Below are 14,632 nucleotides of genomic sequence, written 5' to 3' on the forward strand. Positions count from 1 at the left end.
CTCCAGCGTCGACAGCGCCTCGTTCACAATCGTCCGGATCGCTCGCAGCGGATGATCACGCCGGACCCGCGCCTCCAGGTCAACGTAGCTGAACAGCTCACCCGTTCGAATGTCCCCGCCGCGCACGTCCCATCTCCGAATCTTCTCTTCGGAGCCAATGAATCACGGTCGCCGGTCGGCGGCGAGCGCCTTTTTTCAACAGCCTGCTAGAGGCACCCGAAGGCGGGGCCGCAAAGGGCTTAAGTTTACCAACGGAGGACGACTGCAATATTTTCGCCGGCCTCCGTGCAAACGATACCAAGCCTGATGGAAGAGCTCAAGATCGAACCGGACCAACAGGATATTTCAGGGCTGCAGCAGGGAAAGCAGCCTTTGACGGTCCTGATCGCGGAGGCGCTGAGCTTCACGCAGCCGTTCCAGCTCCCTTTCGGCGCTCGAAGTATTCTGACCTTCCCGTTTCAAGTCGAGAACCAGCCGCTCCTGCTCTGCAAGCTGACGCTCTCCTGAAACCACGTCGCGCTCGACACGGCTCAACTCATCGTAGATCGAGGTTCTGTCCATCGAAGTGCTCCTCGGCCCTCGATCAACCCGATCGGGATTTCACCGTTCCTTCTCCCGTTGCCAAATTTTCCCGATGCTTGGGCGACGTCGGAAGACGATGAGAGAGTGTTTGGAACGCTGCTTCATGGTAATGATTGAACAGATGGGACGAACCCTCGCAGGAAGACGACGATGCGTTCGATTTTGGCCTTGAGCGTTCTGATCAGCCTGTGCGGAGTCGCGAACGCGACAAGCGCTCATCATGGGCACCACCGCCACGCGGTGATCCGTCCCCATCATCACATGTATCCGTCAGGCCGGGCTGACGGTTTTGCCTATGCGCCGCGACACTATTATCGCTCCACCAGCCCCTGTGACAGGCCAGAACCATATTACGGCGCCTGTCAGGGCTACGCGCCTGGCGAAAAGGAGCAATTTCTCGAAAGCGTGCTCAACCCCTACTAGTTGAGGCCGCAAGCGGGAGCCCGGTAGGGCCGCGTTCTCCGAGGAAGACCTGGTCTCTCAGGATCAGATCGAACTTTAATCGAATGCACCGCTGCGGATTCGGCGAGATGAAATCTCTTCGCGCCAAGCTGGCACATGTCCATTCTCGCGTGAGGGAGCCATGTACTACGTCGCTGGCCTATTGCTTGGGCTGTCGGGGCTGTTCTATTCGGCAGGCCACCACGAACTCGGCTCGTTCGGCGCCGATGTGTGCAGCTACGGCGGCATATTCTGCGACAGCCCGGGCGTCGTCTTCACGGGCGCGGCGCTCTCCGCCGCCTGGGGCATGTTCGTCAGCATCAAGTAGCGACACACGAGGTGCCCCTCTGATGCCGGGCCCGAACGTCCGCGGGTCACACCGCGAGCTCCTTGCGAACTGCGGCCGCTGAATTCCCCACCTTATCGACGGCCTGTTGCAGCTCCTGCCTGGAGACGCCGAGCGCGTGGCTCCAGTACTTGACCTCCCAGGCCTCGTCCATGTTGATCTTGCTGCGATCCGGCTGCTCACGCTTCGTCAGACGGTCCATTGCGACGTCCTCCTCAGAAAAGAAGAACCCCGCCACGCCCGCCCCGTTCCGAAGCAAAGCCGCGTGAATCTTGTACAGCACGCGCGATTCGGAAAATCGCATAGACCTCGGTCCACCGCATGGCGCCGCGAACGATGCGGCAGCCCGACTTGATAAATGTTAAGTGGCGCGCCCGGCCGCCCCTCGCCCTTCTTAACATTTGTTGCGTTTGCCCATTTCGCTAACGCATCGTCCACAATGTTGAGAGGCGGGAGCGGCTTCATTTAACCTTTGTTGTCAACAGCAAGCCGGGGTCTATGCTTTTTGGCCCTTACGCGCTCAGTCGCGTGGGGGGCCGACTGCCGTGACAAGCGAGATGATCTGGGCGCCGCTGTTTCAGCGCCTGAAAACGACGACCGGCGCGGACGACAGGGATTTGGAAGCTCTCGCGGCGCTGCCGTTCACGCTCCGCAATTTTCGCGAAAGCCAGACCGTGCTGCGCGACGGCGAACAGCCGACCGAATGCTGCCTGATCGCCGACGGCTTCTGCGTCCGCTCCAAGACGGTCGTGGACGGCAGGCGCCAGATCCTCTCGATCCACATTCCCGGCGACCTGCCAAACCTACAAAACCTCCACTTCCCCTCCGTGGACCACGACCTGATCGCGCTGTCAGATTGCACGCTGGCCTTCATCGCCCACAAGGCCCTGAACGACCTGATCGGTGAGCGATCCGGTGTCGGCGACATGTTCTGGCGTGACACGCTGGTCGACGCCGCCGTGTCGCGGGAATGGATCGTCAATGTCGGCCAGCGCTCCACCTACGTCAGGCTTGCACATCTGATCGTCGAGCTGCGCGAACGGCTGCGCCTGATCGGCCGCGTGATCGACAATACCTTCGAAATCCCGCTGACGCAGGAGCAGTTCGGCGAAGCCATGGGCGTGACGAGCGTTCACACCAACCGCATCCTGCGCGAATTGCGGATCGACGGCGTGCTGGAGCTGCAGCGCGGCACGGTGCGGATTCTCAACGAGCACAAGCTGCAGGAGCTCGCCCAGTTCGACGGCCGCTATCTGCAGATGTCGCCGTCGTCCTAGGGCACACTCAAAGCAACCAAACCAAACGCGCGGGGTTCAGGGGACAAACACCTCGGAGGTATCCATGCGCACGCTACGGATCGCGCGGCAGGACTCCTGTGTCTCCCGCATGCGCTCCGGCATGAAGCTCAGTAGCAGCGAACGCCGCCGTGCGCCGGAATCATTGCGGGTCGCACCGTGCGGCAGATCGGCGTCGAACACCAGGATGTCTCCCGCCTCGCCCGACGTGATCAGGGACGCGGCTTCATCCGGCTCGCCCTCGTCGAGGTGACGCGGAACGAGGCGCGTGGCGCCGTTGTCCGGCCCGTAAGCGTCCAGGAAAACCAACGCGGCAACGGCCCTGCTGCCCACTCCGTCACGGTGGAGGGGCTGGTGGCCGCCGCCCTGCAGCGGCTCACGGCCCTCGACCTGCGACAGAAAGAACGGACCTGCCAGCATCTGCGCGCCCGCCGCCAGCAGCGGCGCCAGTCGGCAGGTTCGCTGCACGATCGGATCGAGATCGACCAGCGCGTGGCGCCAGCCGGCGCCGCGCGGCACCGCCCATTGGTCGCCGGTCCCGACACCGGCATCGAACGCGGCACGCAGCGCTTCGCGCCAGGCTTCGGGCACGGCGCCGCGCAGCAGGAGATAGCCGTCGCGCGCCAGCGCCGCCGCTTGATCCGGCGCGAGCGGGGTGACCTTGGTGGGCGCCGGGCGATGGCTCATGACGCTGCGTACAATCTCAACGTGTTTTTCGCAAGAGCGGTGCGCGTCGGGCGGGAGTCACGCCATTGTCTTGAAGCGAAGCTAGATCGCCGCGAGAGCAAGTGCGCGGGTCCGCTGACGGGCCCGGGTTGCGATGCTCCGAACGCGACCGGCGCTTGGCCTGGCCGGCGCGATGCGTCGCATCGCTTGCCTTCCATGGAACTTTCCGCCTATGCCCGCGCTTAGCCCTTGAATTCGCAATTTCCGGAAGGTCTGCCTTGTCGAACCGATCCAAACTTCAAGCCTCCGGGCGCGGCAGCACCGTCGCTCCGGCAAAAGCGGAGCCGACGCTCCTGAAGCGACTCGGGCCAGGCTTGATCACGGGAGCGGCCGACGACGATCCGTCGGGCATCGCCACCTATTCCCAGGCCGGCGCGCAGTTCGGCTACGGGCTGCTCTGGACGGTATTCCTGACCACACCGTTCATGATCGCCATTCAGCTGGTCAGCGCGCAGATCGGCCGGGTCACCGGCAAAGGGCTGGCAGCCAATGTCAAGGAGCTCGCTCCGCGCTGGATTGTGATGGCGCTTGTGGGGCTGCTCGTTGCCGCGAACACCTTCAACATCGCCGCCGACATCGCCGCGATGGCGGAGGCGCTCTCGCTGGTCATCGGCGGGCTCAATCACGAACATGCACTGATCTTCGCAGCCGGCTCGACCTTGCTCCAGGTCTTCCTGCCCTATCGCCGCTACGCGCCAGTGCTGAAATTCCTGACATTGACGCTGTTTGCCTATGTCGCGACCGCCTTCACGGTGGAGATCCCATGGAGCACCGCGCTACTCGCCGCGGTGTGGCCGAAGGCGAATGTCAGCGCCGATTATTTCATGATGGTGGTCGCAGTGCTCGGCACCACCATCAGCCCCTATCTCTTTTTCTGGCAGGCCTCGCAGGAGGTCGAGGAAATGAACCTTGGCAGGCGCGACCGACCGCTCCGCGAGGAGACACGACGCGGCGGCGATCCCGAGCTCACGCGCATCCGGGTCGATACGACACTCGGCATGCTGCTGTCGAACGGCATCGCCTTCTTTATCATCCTGACCACGGCCTCGGTGCTGAACGCCAACGGCGTCACAAACATCAACTCGGCGACGCAAGCGGCCGAAGCGCTGCGGCCGCTCGCCGGCGACTTCACCTTCGCGCTGTTCGCGCTCGGCATCATCGGCACGGGCCTGTTGGCAATCCCGGTGCTGGCCGGTTCGGCGGCTTATGGCGTGGCGGAAATCTTCGGCTGGCGCGCGACGCTGGAGGCAAGGCCGGAGAAGGCGGTCGGCTTCTACACCATCATCGCGGCCGCAACCATCATCGGCTTCGGACTCGGCTTCACCGGGATCGACTCGATCCACATGCTGGTGTGGAGCGCCGTGCTCAACGGCATCGTCGCGGTCCCGATCATGGCGATGATGATGCTGATCGTCTCAAGCAGGGCCATCATGGGCCGCTTCAAGGCGAGACGCTGGCTGGTCGCACTGGGCTGGCTCGGCACCGCACTGATGGCGCTGGCCGTCCTCGCCCTGCTCGGCTCGTCCGCGATCGGCTGATCAGACCGGCGACAGCGCCGCCGAGACCTGCGAGGCGATGATGAAGGCCGCAATCACGGCCGGCACGCTGATGAACCGCAAGAACTGGTCGACTGAAAGCATCGTTGTCTCCCCAAAGACAATGCACCCTCGCTCGTGCGCGCTACTCCACCCCTTGCGCGACGTGCTGATCGGCTGTGAGCAACCGATCGGAAACGGCAGCCCCACTCATCGTGAGGAGCGCCAAAACCGAAATCATGGCTAGAAACTGCATGCGTCCTTGATCGGGTCCGATTGTGGCCAAAAAAGTCTGGGCTTGGCGCTTTTTCGGGACGATCCCAAGAAACATGATGCCCCCGGATTCTACGGGCTTTCTGCCGGCACGGCCAAACTCGATACCTGGCCAAGCGTTTGCAGACTTCACGGCACTCGGTCGTTAGCTTAACAATTGTGGCTGGACCGGAGCTTGCGACCGGGTCCACAAAAACCAATAACCCCCGGCCGGGCAAAGGGAGCGACATGGCAAAATCATCAACAGCAACAAGTCTCGAGATCCTTGCCTGCGATGCCGGCTGGAGAAACTATCACTTCGTCAAGGTGACGACGGAAGACGGCGTCGTCGGCTGGAGCGAGTTCGACGAGGGCTTTGGCTCACCCGGCGTCGGTGCTGCGATCCAGCGCCTGTCGGCGCGCGTGATCGGCCAGAACGTCTTCCAGCATGAGCGCATCCATGCCGAGTTGTTCGCCGCCACCCGACCTGCCGCCGGCGGCGTCGTGGCGCAGGCGCTCGGCGCGATCGAGAACGCGCTGCTCGATGCCAAGGCAAAATGCCTGGGCGTGCCCTGCTACGAGCTTCTCGGCGGAAAAATCCGCGACCGCGTCAGGGTCTATTGGTCCCATTGCGCGACATGGCGGATCAATCACCCCTCCTGGTACAAGCCGCCGATCGAAAATCTTGACGGCGTCAAGGCAATGGGGCGTGAGGTGCGCGAGAAGAAATTCACCGCGCTGAAGACCAACATCTTCTCCTATGATGACGGCAAACCCACGGGTTGGCGGCCTGGCTTCGGCTCGCCCTTTGCGCCCGAGATCAATGTCGACCGCAAGATCCTGCGCGACCTGCACATGCATCTCGAGGCAATCCGCGACGGCGCGGGCCCTGATGTCGACATCTTGCTCGACTGCAATTTCAACGCCAAGACCGAAGGCTATTTGAAAATCCTGCGCGAGATCGCCGACCTCGACATGTTCTGGATCGAGATCGACAGCTTCAATCCAGAGGCCCTCGGCTATATCCGCCGCCAGAGCCCGCATCCGATCTCATCTTGCGAGACGCTGCTCGGCTTGCGCGAATTCCTGCCCTATTTCCGCGAGCAGGCAATGGATGTCGCCATCATCGACACGCCATGGAACGGTGTGTGGCAGTCGATGAAGATCGCCTCAGCCGCCGAATCCTTCGAGGTCAACGTCGCGCCGCATAATTTCTACGGCCACCTCTGCTCGATGATGAACGCGCATTTCTGCGCGGCGGTGCCGAACCTGCGCATCATGGAGATCGACATCGATCGCCTCGCCTGGGATCGCGAGCTCTTCACGCATGAACCGGACATCCAGAACGGGCACCTGATCATTCCGGACAGGCCCGGCTGGGGCACCGAGCCGAACGAGGAGGCGCTTCGCGCGCATCCGCCAAAGACGACAGGCGGGCTCCTCAGCTACGGCCGCAAGAGCTGACGTTTATGGCTGCACCGGATTGATGGTCGGGGACGTCTTGGGCCCCGGCCGTTCCGGTTCGACCGGCGATTTCGGTTCGGTCGGAAGCACCTTGGCGCCGGCCGCGCGGGCGGCTTCGCCTGTGGTCGCATACATCGCGACATGAGCCGGCTGGGTCTTGGCGCGGCTCCACGGCCCGTGGTCGACGATCAGCATCGCAGCAATCGTCACAGTGGCGACGATCATCGCGATCACGCCGGGGTGCCGAAGCGCTATTGAGATCGAGTTTGCGAAGCGACCTGTTGCCATCGAAGAATCCGCACCTTTCCTCTCGTGGACCAACGCAAAGCTGGCCCGACGAGTTCCGCTTTCGAATAAGCAGTTCCGAGCCATCCGAGGGGAACTAACGGCGCCTCTGCTCAGCGCTTGACGTCGGGCCGCGCGTCGCCGACGAATTTGTCGCGGTTCGGCATTTTGATCGCTGCGAGCGACTTGGCATCGAGCGTGGCATCGTCTCGCACCAATCCGTTCAGGTTCAGGATGTAGGCCGACACTGCGTACACGTCTTCATTGCTGAGCGATTGCGGCGCGTTCTGCGGCATCGCGCGGCGAATGTAGTCAAACAGCGTCGGCGCATAAGGCCAGTAGCTCCCGACCGTGCGGATCGGCTTCGGTGTCCCGATCGTGCCTTGTCCGCCGACGAGTCGATCGCCGACACCGCCCTCGCCGCTGTCGCCATGGCATGACGCGCATTGTTGAGCAAAAACCTCGCGCCCATGACTGACCGAGCCGCTTCCTTTCGGCAGATTGCTGCCGTCGCGCCCGATATCAATATCCCAACCGGCGATCTCGTCGGCGGTCGCCGGCCGCCCGATGCCGTAGTTGCTCTGTGCGCACGCACCGTTTGCAGCGGCGCACAGGACGATCGCGAAAGCGACGCCGCAGATCTCACGCCAGCGCATTGGCCACCTCCCCGTCAGCGCTGACGCGCCAGGGCCAGATTGCATTGTTGTGGTAGAAATAATTCTCGCCGCGCACTGCGAGCAGCTCGGCGAGCGTCGGCTGCACATAGCCGGTCTCGTCAATCGCACGGCTCTGGATCACCGCAGGCTTGCCATCCCATTGCCAGGGCAAGCGGAAGCGCGTGAGCGCGCGCGTCAACACCGGCTCCTGCAATCGCGCATCCTGCCAGCTCTTGCCGTCATCGACCGACACCTCGACCCGCTTGATCTTTCCGTGGCCGCTCCAGGCGATGCCGGTGATTTCGTGGAAGCCGGGCGCGTCGAGGCGCTGACCGCCGGAGGGGCGGGTAATGATCGATTTCGCCTCCATGTAGAAAGAGAACTCGCGTGCGGTGCCATCAGGCAAAAGATCGGTGTATTTCGAGGTCTCTTCGCGCGAGTACGCGGGCTCCGCCGTCACGTGCAGACGCCGCAACCATTTCACATTCATATTGCCTTCGAAGCCCGGCAACAGCAGCCGCAACGGATAACCCTGCTGCGGGCGGAGCCGCTCGCCGTTCTGGCTATAGACGAGCATGGCATCCTCAAGGCACTTCTCGATGGGGATGCTGCGGGTCAGCGCGGCTGCGTCGGCGCCTTCAGCAATGATCCATTTGGCCTCCGGCTTCAGCCCGGCCTCCTGAAGCACCAGCTTCAGGCTCACGCCCGTCCATTCCCCACAGCTTAACAGACCCACCAGGTCCGATGCCGTCTTGCCGTAAGGCTTGGTGTAACCGGGATTTCCGGAGCATTCGAGAAAGTGGATGCGCGATTCCGAAGGAAAGCGCCTGAGATCGTCCATCGTGAAGATCAGAGGGCGCTCGACGAGGCCATGAAGCATCAAGCGGTGCTGCGCCGGATCGATAGTCGGCACACCGCCGTGGTGGCGCTCGTAGAACAGCCCGTTCGGCGTGATGATGCCGTCAAGTTCCTGCAACGGCGTGCGGCCGGACGCGGAGATGTATTGTTTGAGGTTCTTCGAGATGTTCTTGACGACGCCCTTCTCGAACGGCGACGGCGCACCATAGGGCTGGCTTCCCATGGGATCACCAGGGGCCTTCATCCAATCGGGGACGTTGGGCGGAAGGTTTTCCGTCTCCGCTGCAGCCGACGCACTGGTTCCCAGGACAACGCCTGCCACGACACCGCTACTTTGCAGGAAACGGCGGCGCGTGGTCCTATTGGGTTTGTCGCTTGTGTCGATCTTGTTGCTCATGGCGGACCCTCGGCTGAAGCTGAGCCCGCATAAGACCTTCCGCGAAGCGCATTTGCAATTCGCGCACGTTTCAAAAGCAGGCGATTTCGATCAGGACTGATCTAAATCCGCCGGCCGTGGCAGCAGTTCCGTTCCTTGCAATGCACAAACGGACCGTAGGTCACTCACCCGGCGCGATCGCATTGCTGGGCGTCGGCCGATCGGTGATCTGCTGGCCGAACAGGCTGCCGATCAGTTCGACCGCGGTGCGCGCGGTGCGCCCGCGCTCATCCAGGAACGGGTTGAGCTCGACGATGTCGACCGATCCCACCACCCCGGAATCATGCAGCAGCTCCATGATCAGATGCGCTTCACGATAGGTCGCACCTCCCGGCACCGTGGTCCCCACGCCAGGCGCCACACAGGGATCGAGAAAATCGACATCGAAGCTGACATGCAGCACGCCGTTATTCGCCTTGACGCGCTCGATTACGCGTCGGATCAGCACCGCCACGCCAAACTCGTCGATCTGGCGCATGTCGACGACCCTGATCCGGCGCGCGCGCATCAGCTCCTTTTCGAGCTTGTCGATGGAACGCGCGCCGAACAGATCGAGCCTGTCAGGATCAATCGAGGCGCGAGGATCATCGCCCAGGAGGCCGTCGAGGCCCGCCTCGCCGCAAAGGAAGGCGGCCGACATGCCGTGCATGTTGGCCGTAATCGTCGTCCCCGGCGTGTTGTAGTCGGCATGCGCGTCGAGCCAAAGCACGAACAGCTCGCGCCCGTGCTCCCGCCAATGGCGCGCCATGGCGTTGACCGATCCCATCGACAAGGTGTGATCACCTCCCAGGAAGATCGGCAACGCACCGGTTTGCGCGATTTCATAGCCGCGACGACTGAGGATACGCGTCCAGCGCTGGATTTCACGGTAATGATTGGCGTTTGCCGGCGGCCTGTCGACGAGATCCCTGATCTCGGCCACCGAGAGATCGCCGTAATCGACGACTTCGAAATCCAGGCTTTCAAGCAGTGTTGCAAGACCAGCGGTCCGCAGCGCCGCGGGGCCCATCAAGGTGCCGCGCTGCGAGGCGCCCATGTCGATGGGCGCGCCCAGCAACGCGATGCGCCGGGCTCGATCCGTGATGGCTCGATCGGTCACGGCAATCTCCTGAGGTCAGCAAGGCTGCACCAGCGTAACAGAGATTCGCACCCGTCGTTTCACGGGGGAGCCGGAACAAATTCCCGCGCGCGGCATTTTCACTGCAAGGCCGGTACCCGCCGTTCAAAACGGCGCCTGTCGCGGATAGCCAAAGGCCCTCGGGCCCGCTGTTCAAAACGAGCGCACGCGCGGATAGCCAAAGGTGCCGGCCTCAGTTCTTCCGTCAGGTCTGGAGGTCGCGAGCTTGAGCACGGACATACCGCAGCCCAATCCCCAGCCCGGCATGGCCGAGCGCGCCATCGATGCAGCCGCCGACATATCTCATACCATCGGCGAGGTCGCTGGAGGCTTGCGTACCGCCGTCGATCGCCTCACTTACGCAATCGACGAAGCGCGAAAGCCGGGCCGGCCGCTCTCGACAGTGGCGGCGATCACGCGCGAGGCCCCCCTCGCCAGCCTGTTCGTCGCGTTCCTCTTTGGCGTGGCGATCGCGCGCCGGCGCTGACGATCAGTTCAGGCGGCGCTGACGGCTTCGAGCTCGGCCGCCAAGAATGTCTTTTCAAACGCGTCGGCAGGCATCGGGCGACCGAAGAAATAGCCCTGCCCTTCTTCGCATCCCATGCTGACCAGGAAGTCGGCGGTGGCGCGGTTCTCGATTCCTTCGGCAACAACCGTCAGGCCGAGCTGCTTGCTGAGGCCGATGGTCGAGCCGACGATGGCGGCATCGTCGGAATCGGCGAGCAGATCGGTCACAAACGAGCGGTCGATCTTGAGCCCGTCGAGTGGAAATTTCTTCAAATAGCTCAGGCTGGCATAGCCCGTCCCGAAATCGTCGAACAGAATGCGCACGCCGAGTTGCTGGATGCGCTTGAATATGTCGAGCACCCGGACCTCGTCGTGCAGCAGGATGTCCTCGGTGACCTCTATCTCGAGCAGCGAAGGAGTAAGTCCTGTCGTCCTCAGCAGCCCCGCAACGGAATGCGCGAGGTCGCCGGAGTGGAGCTGCGATGGCGAGAGGTTGATTGCGACGCGGACCGCATTGCCTGACAATTCCCACGCACGCGCCTGCCGGCCGGCGGTCTCCATCACCCAGCTCGCGATCCGCTCGGACAGCGCCGAGGTGTTGACCACCGGCATGAACTCTCCGGGCGAGACGTAGCCGCGCACCGGGTGGCGCCAGCGGATCAGCGCTTCGGCTCCGACCAGGCTGCCGTCGATCAGGCGCACCTGGGGCTGATAGAACAGCTCGAACTCGCCCCGATCCGCGGCAAGCGCCAGCTCGCTCTCCAGCGTCAGCCGGCTTTCCAGCTCCTGCCGGATCGCGCTTTCGAAGATCACGTGACCTCCGCGCCGCGTCAGCTTCGCCTTGGTGAGCGCAAGATGGCCGTTGCCGAGGAGATCGTCCGCGTTCTGTCCACCGTCGGGGTAGACGGCGACACCCATGCTGATCCTGACGCGGTGCTGGCGCGCACCCGTTGCGAGCGGCGCATCGAACGCGCGCCCAATCCGCTCGGCGAACCCGGCAACAGGCTCGCCGATACCGGCGCAATCCAGCGCAATCGCAAACTCGTCACCGCTGAGCCTGGCGACAAGCGCCTTGCCGTGGACTTCGGTTCGCAGGCGCTCGGCAACCGCCCGCAGCACGAGGTCGCCAGCTGTGTGTCCGAGCATGTCGTTGATCTGCTGGAAGCCATCGAGCCCGAGCACGAGCAACGCGACCTCGGAGGATCGCCGCTCCGCAGCGGCAATCAGACCGACGAGGCCGGCGTGCAGCGTGTTTCGGTTGGCAAGTGCGGTCAGCGCATCGTATTCGGCGAGATATCTGACACGTTCGGCCTCGCGCTTACGCACCGAGATGTCGCGCAAGATCGCGCCATACTGGAAGCCGTCCGTTCCCTGCCAACCCGAAAAGCTCGCCTCGACCGGGAAGCTTTCGCCGTTCTTGCGTCGTCCTTCGAACTCGACGACCACGGCGCCGCCGGGAACCAGCAGCGCCTGCCGCGCGGCGTCTCGGATGGCGAAGGCCTTCGCGCCGGCTTCCGCCGGAAGCGCGCAAAGCGTTTCGAACGGGTGACCGATGATCTCGGTCGGCATATAGCCGAAGATTGCGCTTGCACCGGGATTCCAGACCGTGATCCGGTGATGCTCATCGGTGCAGACCAGACCGTCACCGAGCGACATCGCGATACGATGAAACCGGCTTTCGGCGATGCGTCCCAGAAGGCTGCGGAAGTCGATCTCATCCAGCGCGATGGCTGCCAGATAGGCGATGATCGCGATGTGGAAGAGCGAGGTGTCGATGATGAGCGGCCAACGCTGCTGCACCAGGACCGCAGTCAGTTCGATCCCGGCTCCGGCTGCAACCAGGATGGCGACGCGGGCACCCGGCGCAACACGGCGCCACGAATACATCATCAGCAGACAGATCACGGCAAGGCCGACAATCATGCCGACATCGGAGGTCCAGCGCAGCATACGGTTCTGAAGGACCGATTCTGCGGCCAACGCCTGGAGCACGGGCCCCGCAACGATGCGGCCATTCGGGACACTGAAGCGGTCGCCCAGTTCGAGTGCCGTGGCACCGACGATGACCTTCTTGTCCCGCAGCTTGTCGAGTGCCGCGGCGTCACCCCGCAGCACGTCGACATAAGAAACAACCGGAATAGATCCTGCCCGAATGCTGAAGTCGATCAGGAACGGCGAACGCCGATCGACGTTCTGCCCGGCCAAGACGACCGCCATCGACGGTATCTGCGCATCGCCGAGCTTCTCCCCGACCGGATAGCGGCGAACCAGCCCGTCGGATTCAACCGCGACGTTGACGACGGCCGGCCATGACTGATTGCTGAACCGCTTGAGGGGACGATTGATGTGAGCCGCGCCGCCATTTGGCGTGGGCTGCTTGAAGGACGGCAGGATCGTCGACCCGCCGACCTTCCGAAGCGCGGTGAAGAAAGCCTCGTCGGAGGCTGGATCCGATGGCGTGCTGAAATCGATGTCGAAAGCTATATCCTGCGCGCCGGCGGCCTCGAGCCTGTGCAGGAGGTCGGCGTGCAGGCTGCGCGGCCAGGGCCATACGCCAATCTGATCGATGGAGGGAGCATCGATCGCCACCACGACGATGCGGCCGGTGGCGGAACGCGACTGCCAGGCAAAGCGTAGGTCGGTGAGCGCGTTACGCAGCGCGCCGTGCCATCTCGTGGACAGCACGACCGCCAGCGCGATCACGACAAGAATATGCGGCCGATAGCGTTTCACCCGATCCTCCCGCGCACCCGCTCAGACAGGTGCGCCCCCATTCCGCTAGAATATCGCCCTATTTTTTGTGGCCATTCGCGTTGCCATTCCCATTGCCGTTTCCATTCCCATTATCATTGCCGTTGCTGCCGTTACCGCCGCCGTTTCCGTTGCCGTTACCGTTGTTGCCCTTACCGTTGCCGGTGGCAGCACTGTTGCTGGCGGCATTGTCACCGTTGCCTTTGCCAGGATTGCTGTTGCCGTTGTTGCCCGACGCCGCATCGTTGGTCGACCCGGCACTCGTCGCAACATTGGTTGTTGCACCTGACGACGTCGACGAGGCGCTGGCCGCGGATCCGCTGCCGCTGACCGTGACCGCCGTGACGCTCGTGCTATTGCCGTTCGTGGTCGTCGTGCTCGACTTGCCATCGCTCCACACCGTGTCTGTGCTGGCGTTCGCATTGCGCACCTGTGCTGGTGCGACGGCGCTATGGGCGAGCCCGTGCGTAACCTTGTGGAAGTTCAGCTTGACCTCGCCGAGCGAGCTCGAGATGCGCACGACGCCAGGCTTGGGCGCGTGACTTCCACTTGCCTGATGCGAACGGGTCAGCGCGCCGGCGACCTTGATCCCCTTCTCGATCTTGCCGAGCGCATGGATGGCATGGCCATTGGCCGCATTGCGGGGCGCGGACAAGCCCGACTTCGGCACCGGGATCCGGTCGATCGTCGAAGCGCGCGGCTTGCCTTGCTCGATCGGATTGAGCGCGCCGGAACCACTCAAGCTGAGACCGGGCTTGCCGTGTTCGAAGGCGGTGGCCACCTGGCCGGGCATCACCTGGGCGATCTGGCCGGTCTTGAAATCGGACACTTCAACCTGCCCGCGGAGCACGCCGACCTTGGTGCTGCCGGCGCCCACCGTGACGCTGAAATGCGTTCCCTTGACCACGGCGGCGAGATACGGCGTCTCGACCTCGAAATGCTTGACGTTGCGCTTCTCGACCTCGAGCAAGATCGAGCCCGCCTGCTGGATGATGGTGGTCGAAAGACCGTCCTTCTTCTCGGCCGGCACGCCGACCACCGAGTTGGGGGAGATCAGAATCGTCTCTTCGCCTCGGACGAGCAGGACGCGCCCGTTCCGGCCGGTGCGGATGGTATCGCCCGGCTTGAGTGTCTCTTCCTGGTTCAGCGAGACCTGCTGCGCGCCGTCCGTCGCAAGCCAAACCTCACCCGTTGACTTGCTGACCGACCAGACGCCGTCGTCAGCAGCGGAAGCACCGGACACCGTTGCCAGGACCAGCGCTGCCAGGATGGCGCACCGCATTCCAATTCGGATGAGCATGATGACCCTCAGCCTCAGTTGCTGCGAGCCTTCTGCGTATCCGAGATCACTCAAGATTAGCTTAGCGGGAACCCCGGAGTC

General features: G+C 63.3%; 15 protein-coding genes and 1 pseudogene. 7 read left to right on the forward strand and 9 right to left on the reverse strand.

Annotated elements, in window-relative coordinates; translation table 11 throughout:
- A pseudogene (locus tag L6639_RS43300) lies at positions 1–126 on the reverse strand (IS5/IS1182 family transposase); the annotation flags it as partial.
- A gap of 180 nt (positions 127–306) precedes the next feature.
- On the opposite strand from L6639_RS43300, the gene L6639_RS26965 reads away from it, so the two are divergent.
- The 3 genes from L6639_RS26965 (at position 307) to L6639_RS26975 (ending at position 1,351) form a co-directional block, all read left to right on the forward strand.
- Positions 307–507: a hypothetical protein gene (locus tag L6639_RS26965; RefSeq protein WP_237864666.1), complete on the forward strand. Its 201-nt coding sequence runs from the start codon at positions 307–309 to the stop codon at positions 505–507.
- A 225-nt stretch (positions 508–732) separates the two neighbouring features.
- A complete protein-coding gene (locus tag L6639_RS26970; RefSeq protein WP_237864667.1) occupies positions 733–1,005 on the forward strand; it encodes a hypothetical protein in 273 nt (90 codons plus the stop codon).
- A 160-nt stretch (positions 1,006–1,165) separates the two neighbouring features.
- Entirely contained in the window at positions 1,166–1,351 is a 186-nt protein-coding gene (locus tag L6639_RS26975; protein WP_237864668.1) for a hypothetical protein, read from the forward strand.
- A 46-nt stretch (positions 1,352–1,397) separates the two neighbouring features.
- On the opposite strand, the gene L6639_RS26980 is transcribed toward L6639_RS26975, so the two are convergent.
- A complete protein-coding gene (locus L6639_RS26980) occupies positions 1,398–1,571 on the reverse strand; it encodes a DUF3606 domain-containing protein (protein WP_237864669.1) in 174 nt (57 codons plus the stop codon).
- A 343-nt stretch (positions 1,572–1,914) separates the two neighbouring features.
- On the opposite strand from L6639_RS26980, the gene L6639_RS26985 reads away from it, so the two are divergent.
- Positions 1,915–2,646: a Crp/Fnr family transcriptional regulator gene (locus L6639_RS26985; RefSeq protein ID WP_237864670.1), complete on the forward strand. Its 732-nt coding sequence runs from the start codon at positions 1,915–1,917 to the stop codon at positions 2,644–2,646.
- Positions 2,647–2,682: 36 nt separating this feature from the next.
- Here the strand turns inward: L6639_RS26985 and L6639_RS26990 are convergent, their stop codons facing one another.
- Entirely contained in the window at positions 2,683–3,351 is a 669-nt protein-coding gene (locus L6639_RS26990; RefSeq protein ID WP_237864671.1) for a phytanoyl-CoA dioxygenase family protein, read from the reverse strand.
- Positions 3,352–3,608: 257 nt separating this feature from the next.
- Between L6639_RS26990 and L6639_RS26995 the strand changes: the two genes are divergently transcribed.
- Positions 3,609–4,928, forward strand: a complete 1,320-nt coding sequence (locus tag L6639_RS26995; protein ID WP_377818920.1) for an NRAMP family divalent metal transporter — start codon at positions 3,609–3,611, stop codon at positions 4,926–4,928.
- A 498-nt stretch (positions 4,929–5,426) separates the two neighbouring features.
- Positions 5,427–6,641, forward strand: a complete 1,215-nt coding sequence (locus L6639_RS27000) for a mandelate racemase/muconate lactonizing enzyme family protein (RefSeq protein ID WP_237864672.1) — start codon at positions 5,427–5,429, stop codon at positions 6,639–6,641.
- 3 nt (positions 6,642–6,644) lie between these two features.
- Here the strand turns inward: L6639_RS27000 and L6639_RS27005 are convergent, their stop codons facing one another.
- From L6639_RS27005 to rocF, 4 genes are all read right to left on the reverse strand, one after another.
- Entirely contained in the window at positions 6,645–6,929 is a 285-nt protein-coding gene (locus tag L6639_RS27005; protein ID WP_237864673.1) for a hypothetical protein, read from the reverse strand.
- Positions 6,930–7,039: 110 nt separating this feature from the next.
- A complete protein-coding gene (locus L6639_RS27010; protein WP_237864674.1) occupies positions 7,040–7,582 on the reverse strand; it encodes a c-type cytochrome in 543 nt (180 codons plus the stop codon).
- Positions 7,569–8,837, reverse strand: coding sequence for a sulfite dehydrogenase (gene soxC / locus L6639_RS27015; RefSeq protein ID WP_237864675.1), 1,269 nt, complete (start codon positions 8,835–8,837; stop codon positions 7,569–7,571). Before soxC ends, L6639_RS27010 begins: the two co-directional genes overlap by 14 nt.
- A gap of 160 nt (positions 8,838–8,997) precedes the next feature.
- Entirely contained in the window at positions 8,998–9,975 is a 978-nt protein-coding gene (rocF, locus tag L6639_RS27020; RefSeq protein ID WP_237864676.1) for an arginase, read from the reverse strand.
- A gap of 244 nt (positions 9,976–10,219) precedes the next feature.
- On the opposite strand from rocF, the gene L6639_RS27025 reads away from it, so the two are divergent.
- On the forward strand, positions 10,220–10,480 hold the full coding sequence (locus L6639_RS27025) for a hypothetical protein (protein WP_237864677.1): 261 nt from the start codon (positions 10,220–10,222) through the stop codon (positions 10,478–10,480).
- An 8-nt stretch (positions 10,481–10,488) separates the two neighbouring features.
- Here L6639_RS27025 and L6639_RS27030 read toward each other — a convergent pair whose 3' ends face one another.
- Entirely contained in the window at positions 10,489–13,233 is a 2,745-nt protein-coding gene (locus tag L6639_RS27030; RefSeq protein ID WP_237864678.1) for an EAL domain-containing protein, read from the reverse strand.
- Positions 13,234–13,291: 58 nt separating this feature from the next.
- Positions 13,292–14,551, reverse strand: coding sequence for a FecR family protein (locus tag L6639_RS27035; RefSeq protein ID WP_237864916.1), 1,260 nt, complete (start codon positions 14,549–14,551; stop codon positions 13,292–13,294).
- Between the last annotated feature and the right edge of the window lie 81 nt (positions 14,552–14,632).

The sequence above is a fragment of the Bradyrhizobium zhengyangense genome (assembly GCF_022012555.1).
Lineage (GTDB): Bacteria > Pseudomonadota > Alphaproteobacteria > Rhizobiales > Xanthobacteraceae > Bradyrhizobium > Bradyrhizobium zhengyangense.

Coding starts and splice junctions, on each gene's coding strand:
- soxC (WP_237864675.1), bottom strand. CDS start 8,837: ATGAGCAACAAGATCGACACAAGCGACAAACCCAATAGGACCACGCGC.
- L6639_RS26990 (WP_237864671.1), bottom strand. CDS start 3,351: ATGAGCCATCGCCCGGCGCCCACCAAGGTCACCCCGCTCGCGCCGGAT.
- L6639_RS26975 (WP_237864668.1), top strand. CDS start 1,166: ATGTACTACGTCGCTGGCCTATTGCTTGGGCTGTCGGGGCTGTTCTAT.
- L6639_RS26970 (WP_237864667.1), top strand. CDS start 733: ATGCGTTCGATTTTGGCCTTGAGCGTTCTGATCAGCCTGTGCGGAGTC.
- L6639_RS27035 (WP_237864916.1), bottom strand. CDS start 14,551: ATGCTCATCCGAATTGGAATGCGGTGCGCCATCCTGGCAGCGCTGGTC.
- L6639_RS27010 (WP_237864674.1), bottom strand. CDS start 7,582: ATGCGCTGGCGTGAGATCTGCGGCGTCGCTTTCGCGATCGTCCTGTGC.
- L6639_RS27000 (WP_237864672.1), top strand. CDS start 5,427: ATGGCAAAATCATCAACAGCAACAAGTCTCGAGATCCTTGCCTGCGAT.
- L6639_RS26965 (WP_237864666.1), top strand. CDS start 307: ATGGAAGAGCTCAAGATCGAACCGGACCAACAGGATATTTCAGGGCTG.
- L6639_RS26980 (WP_237864669.1), bottom strand. CDS start 1,571: ATGGACCGTCTGACGAAGCGTGAGCAGCCGGATCGCAGCAAGATCAAC.
- L6639_RS27005 (WP_237864673.1), bottom strand. CDS start 6,929: ATGGCAACAGGTCGCTTCGCAAACTCGATCTCAATAGCGCTTCGGCAC.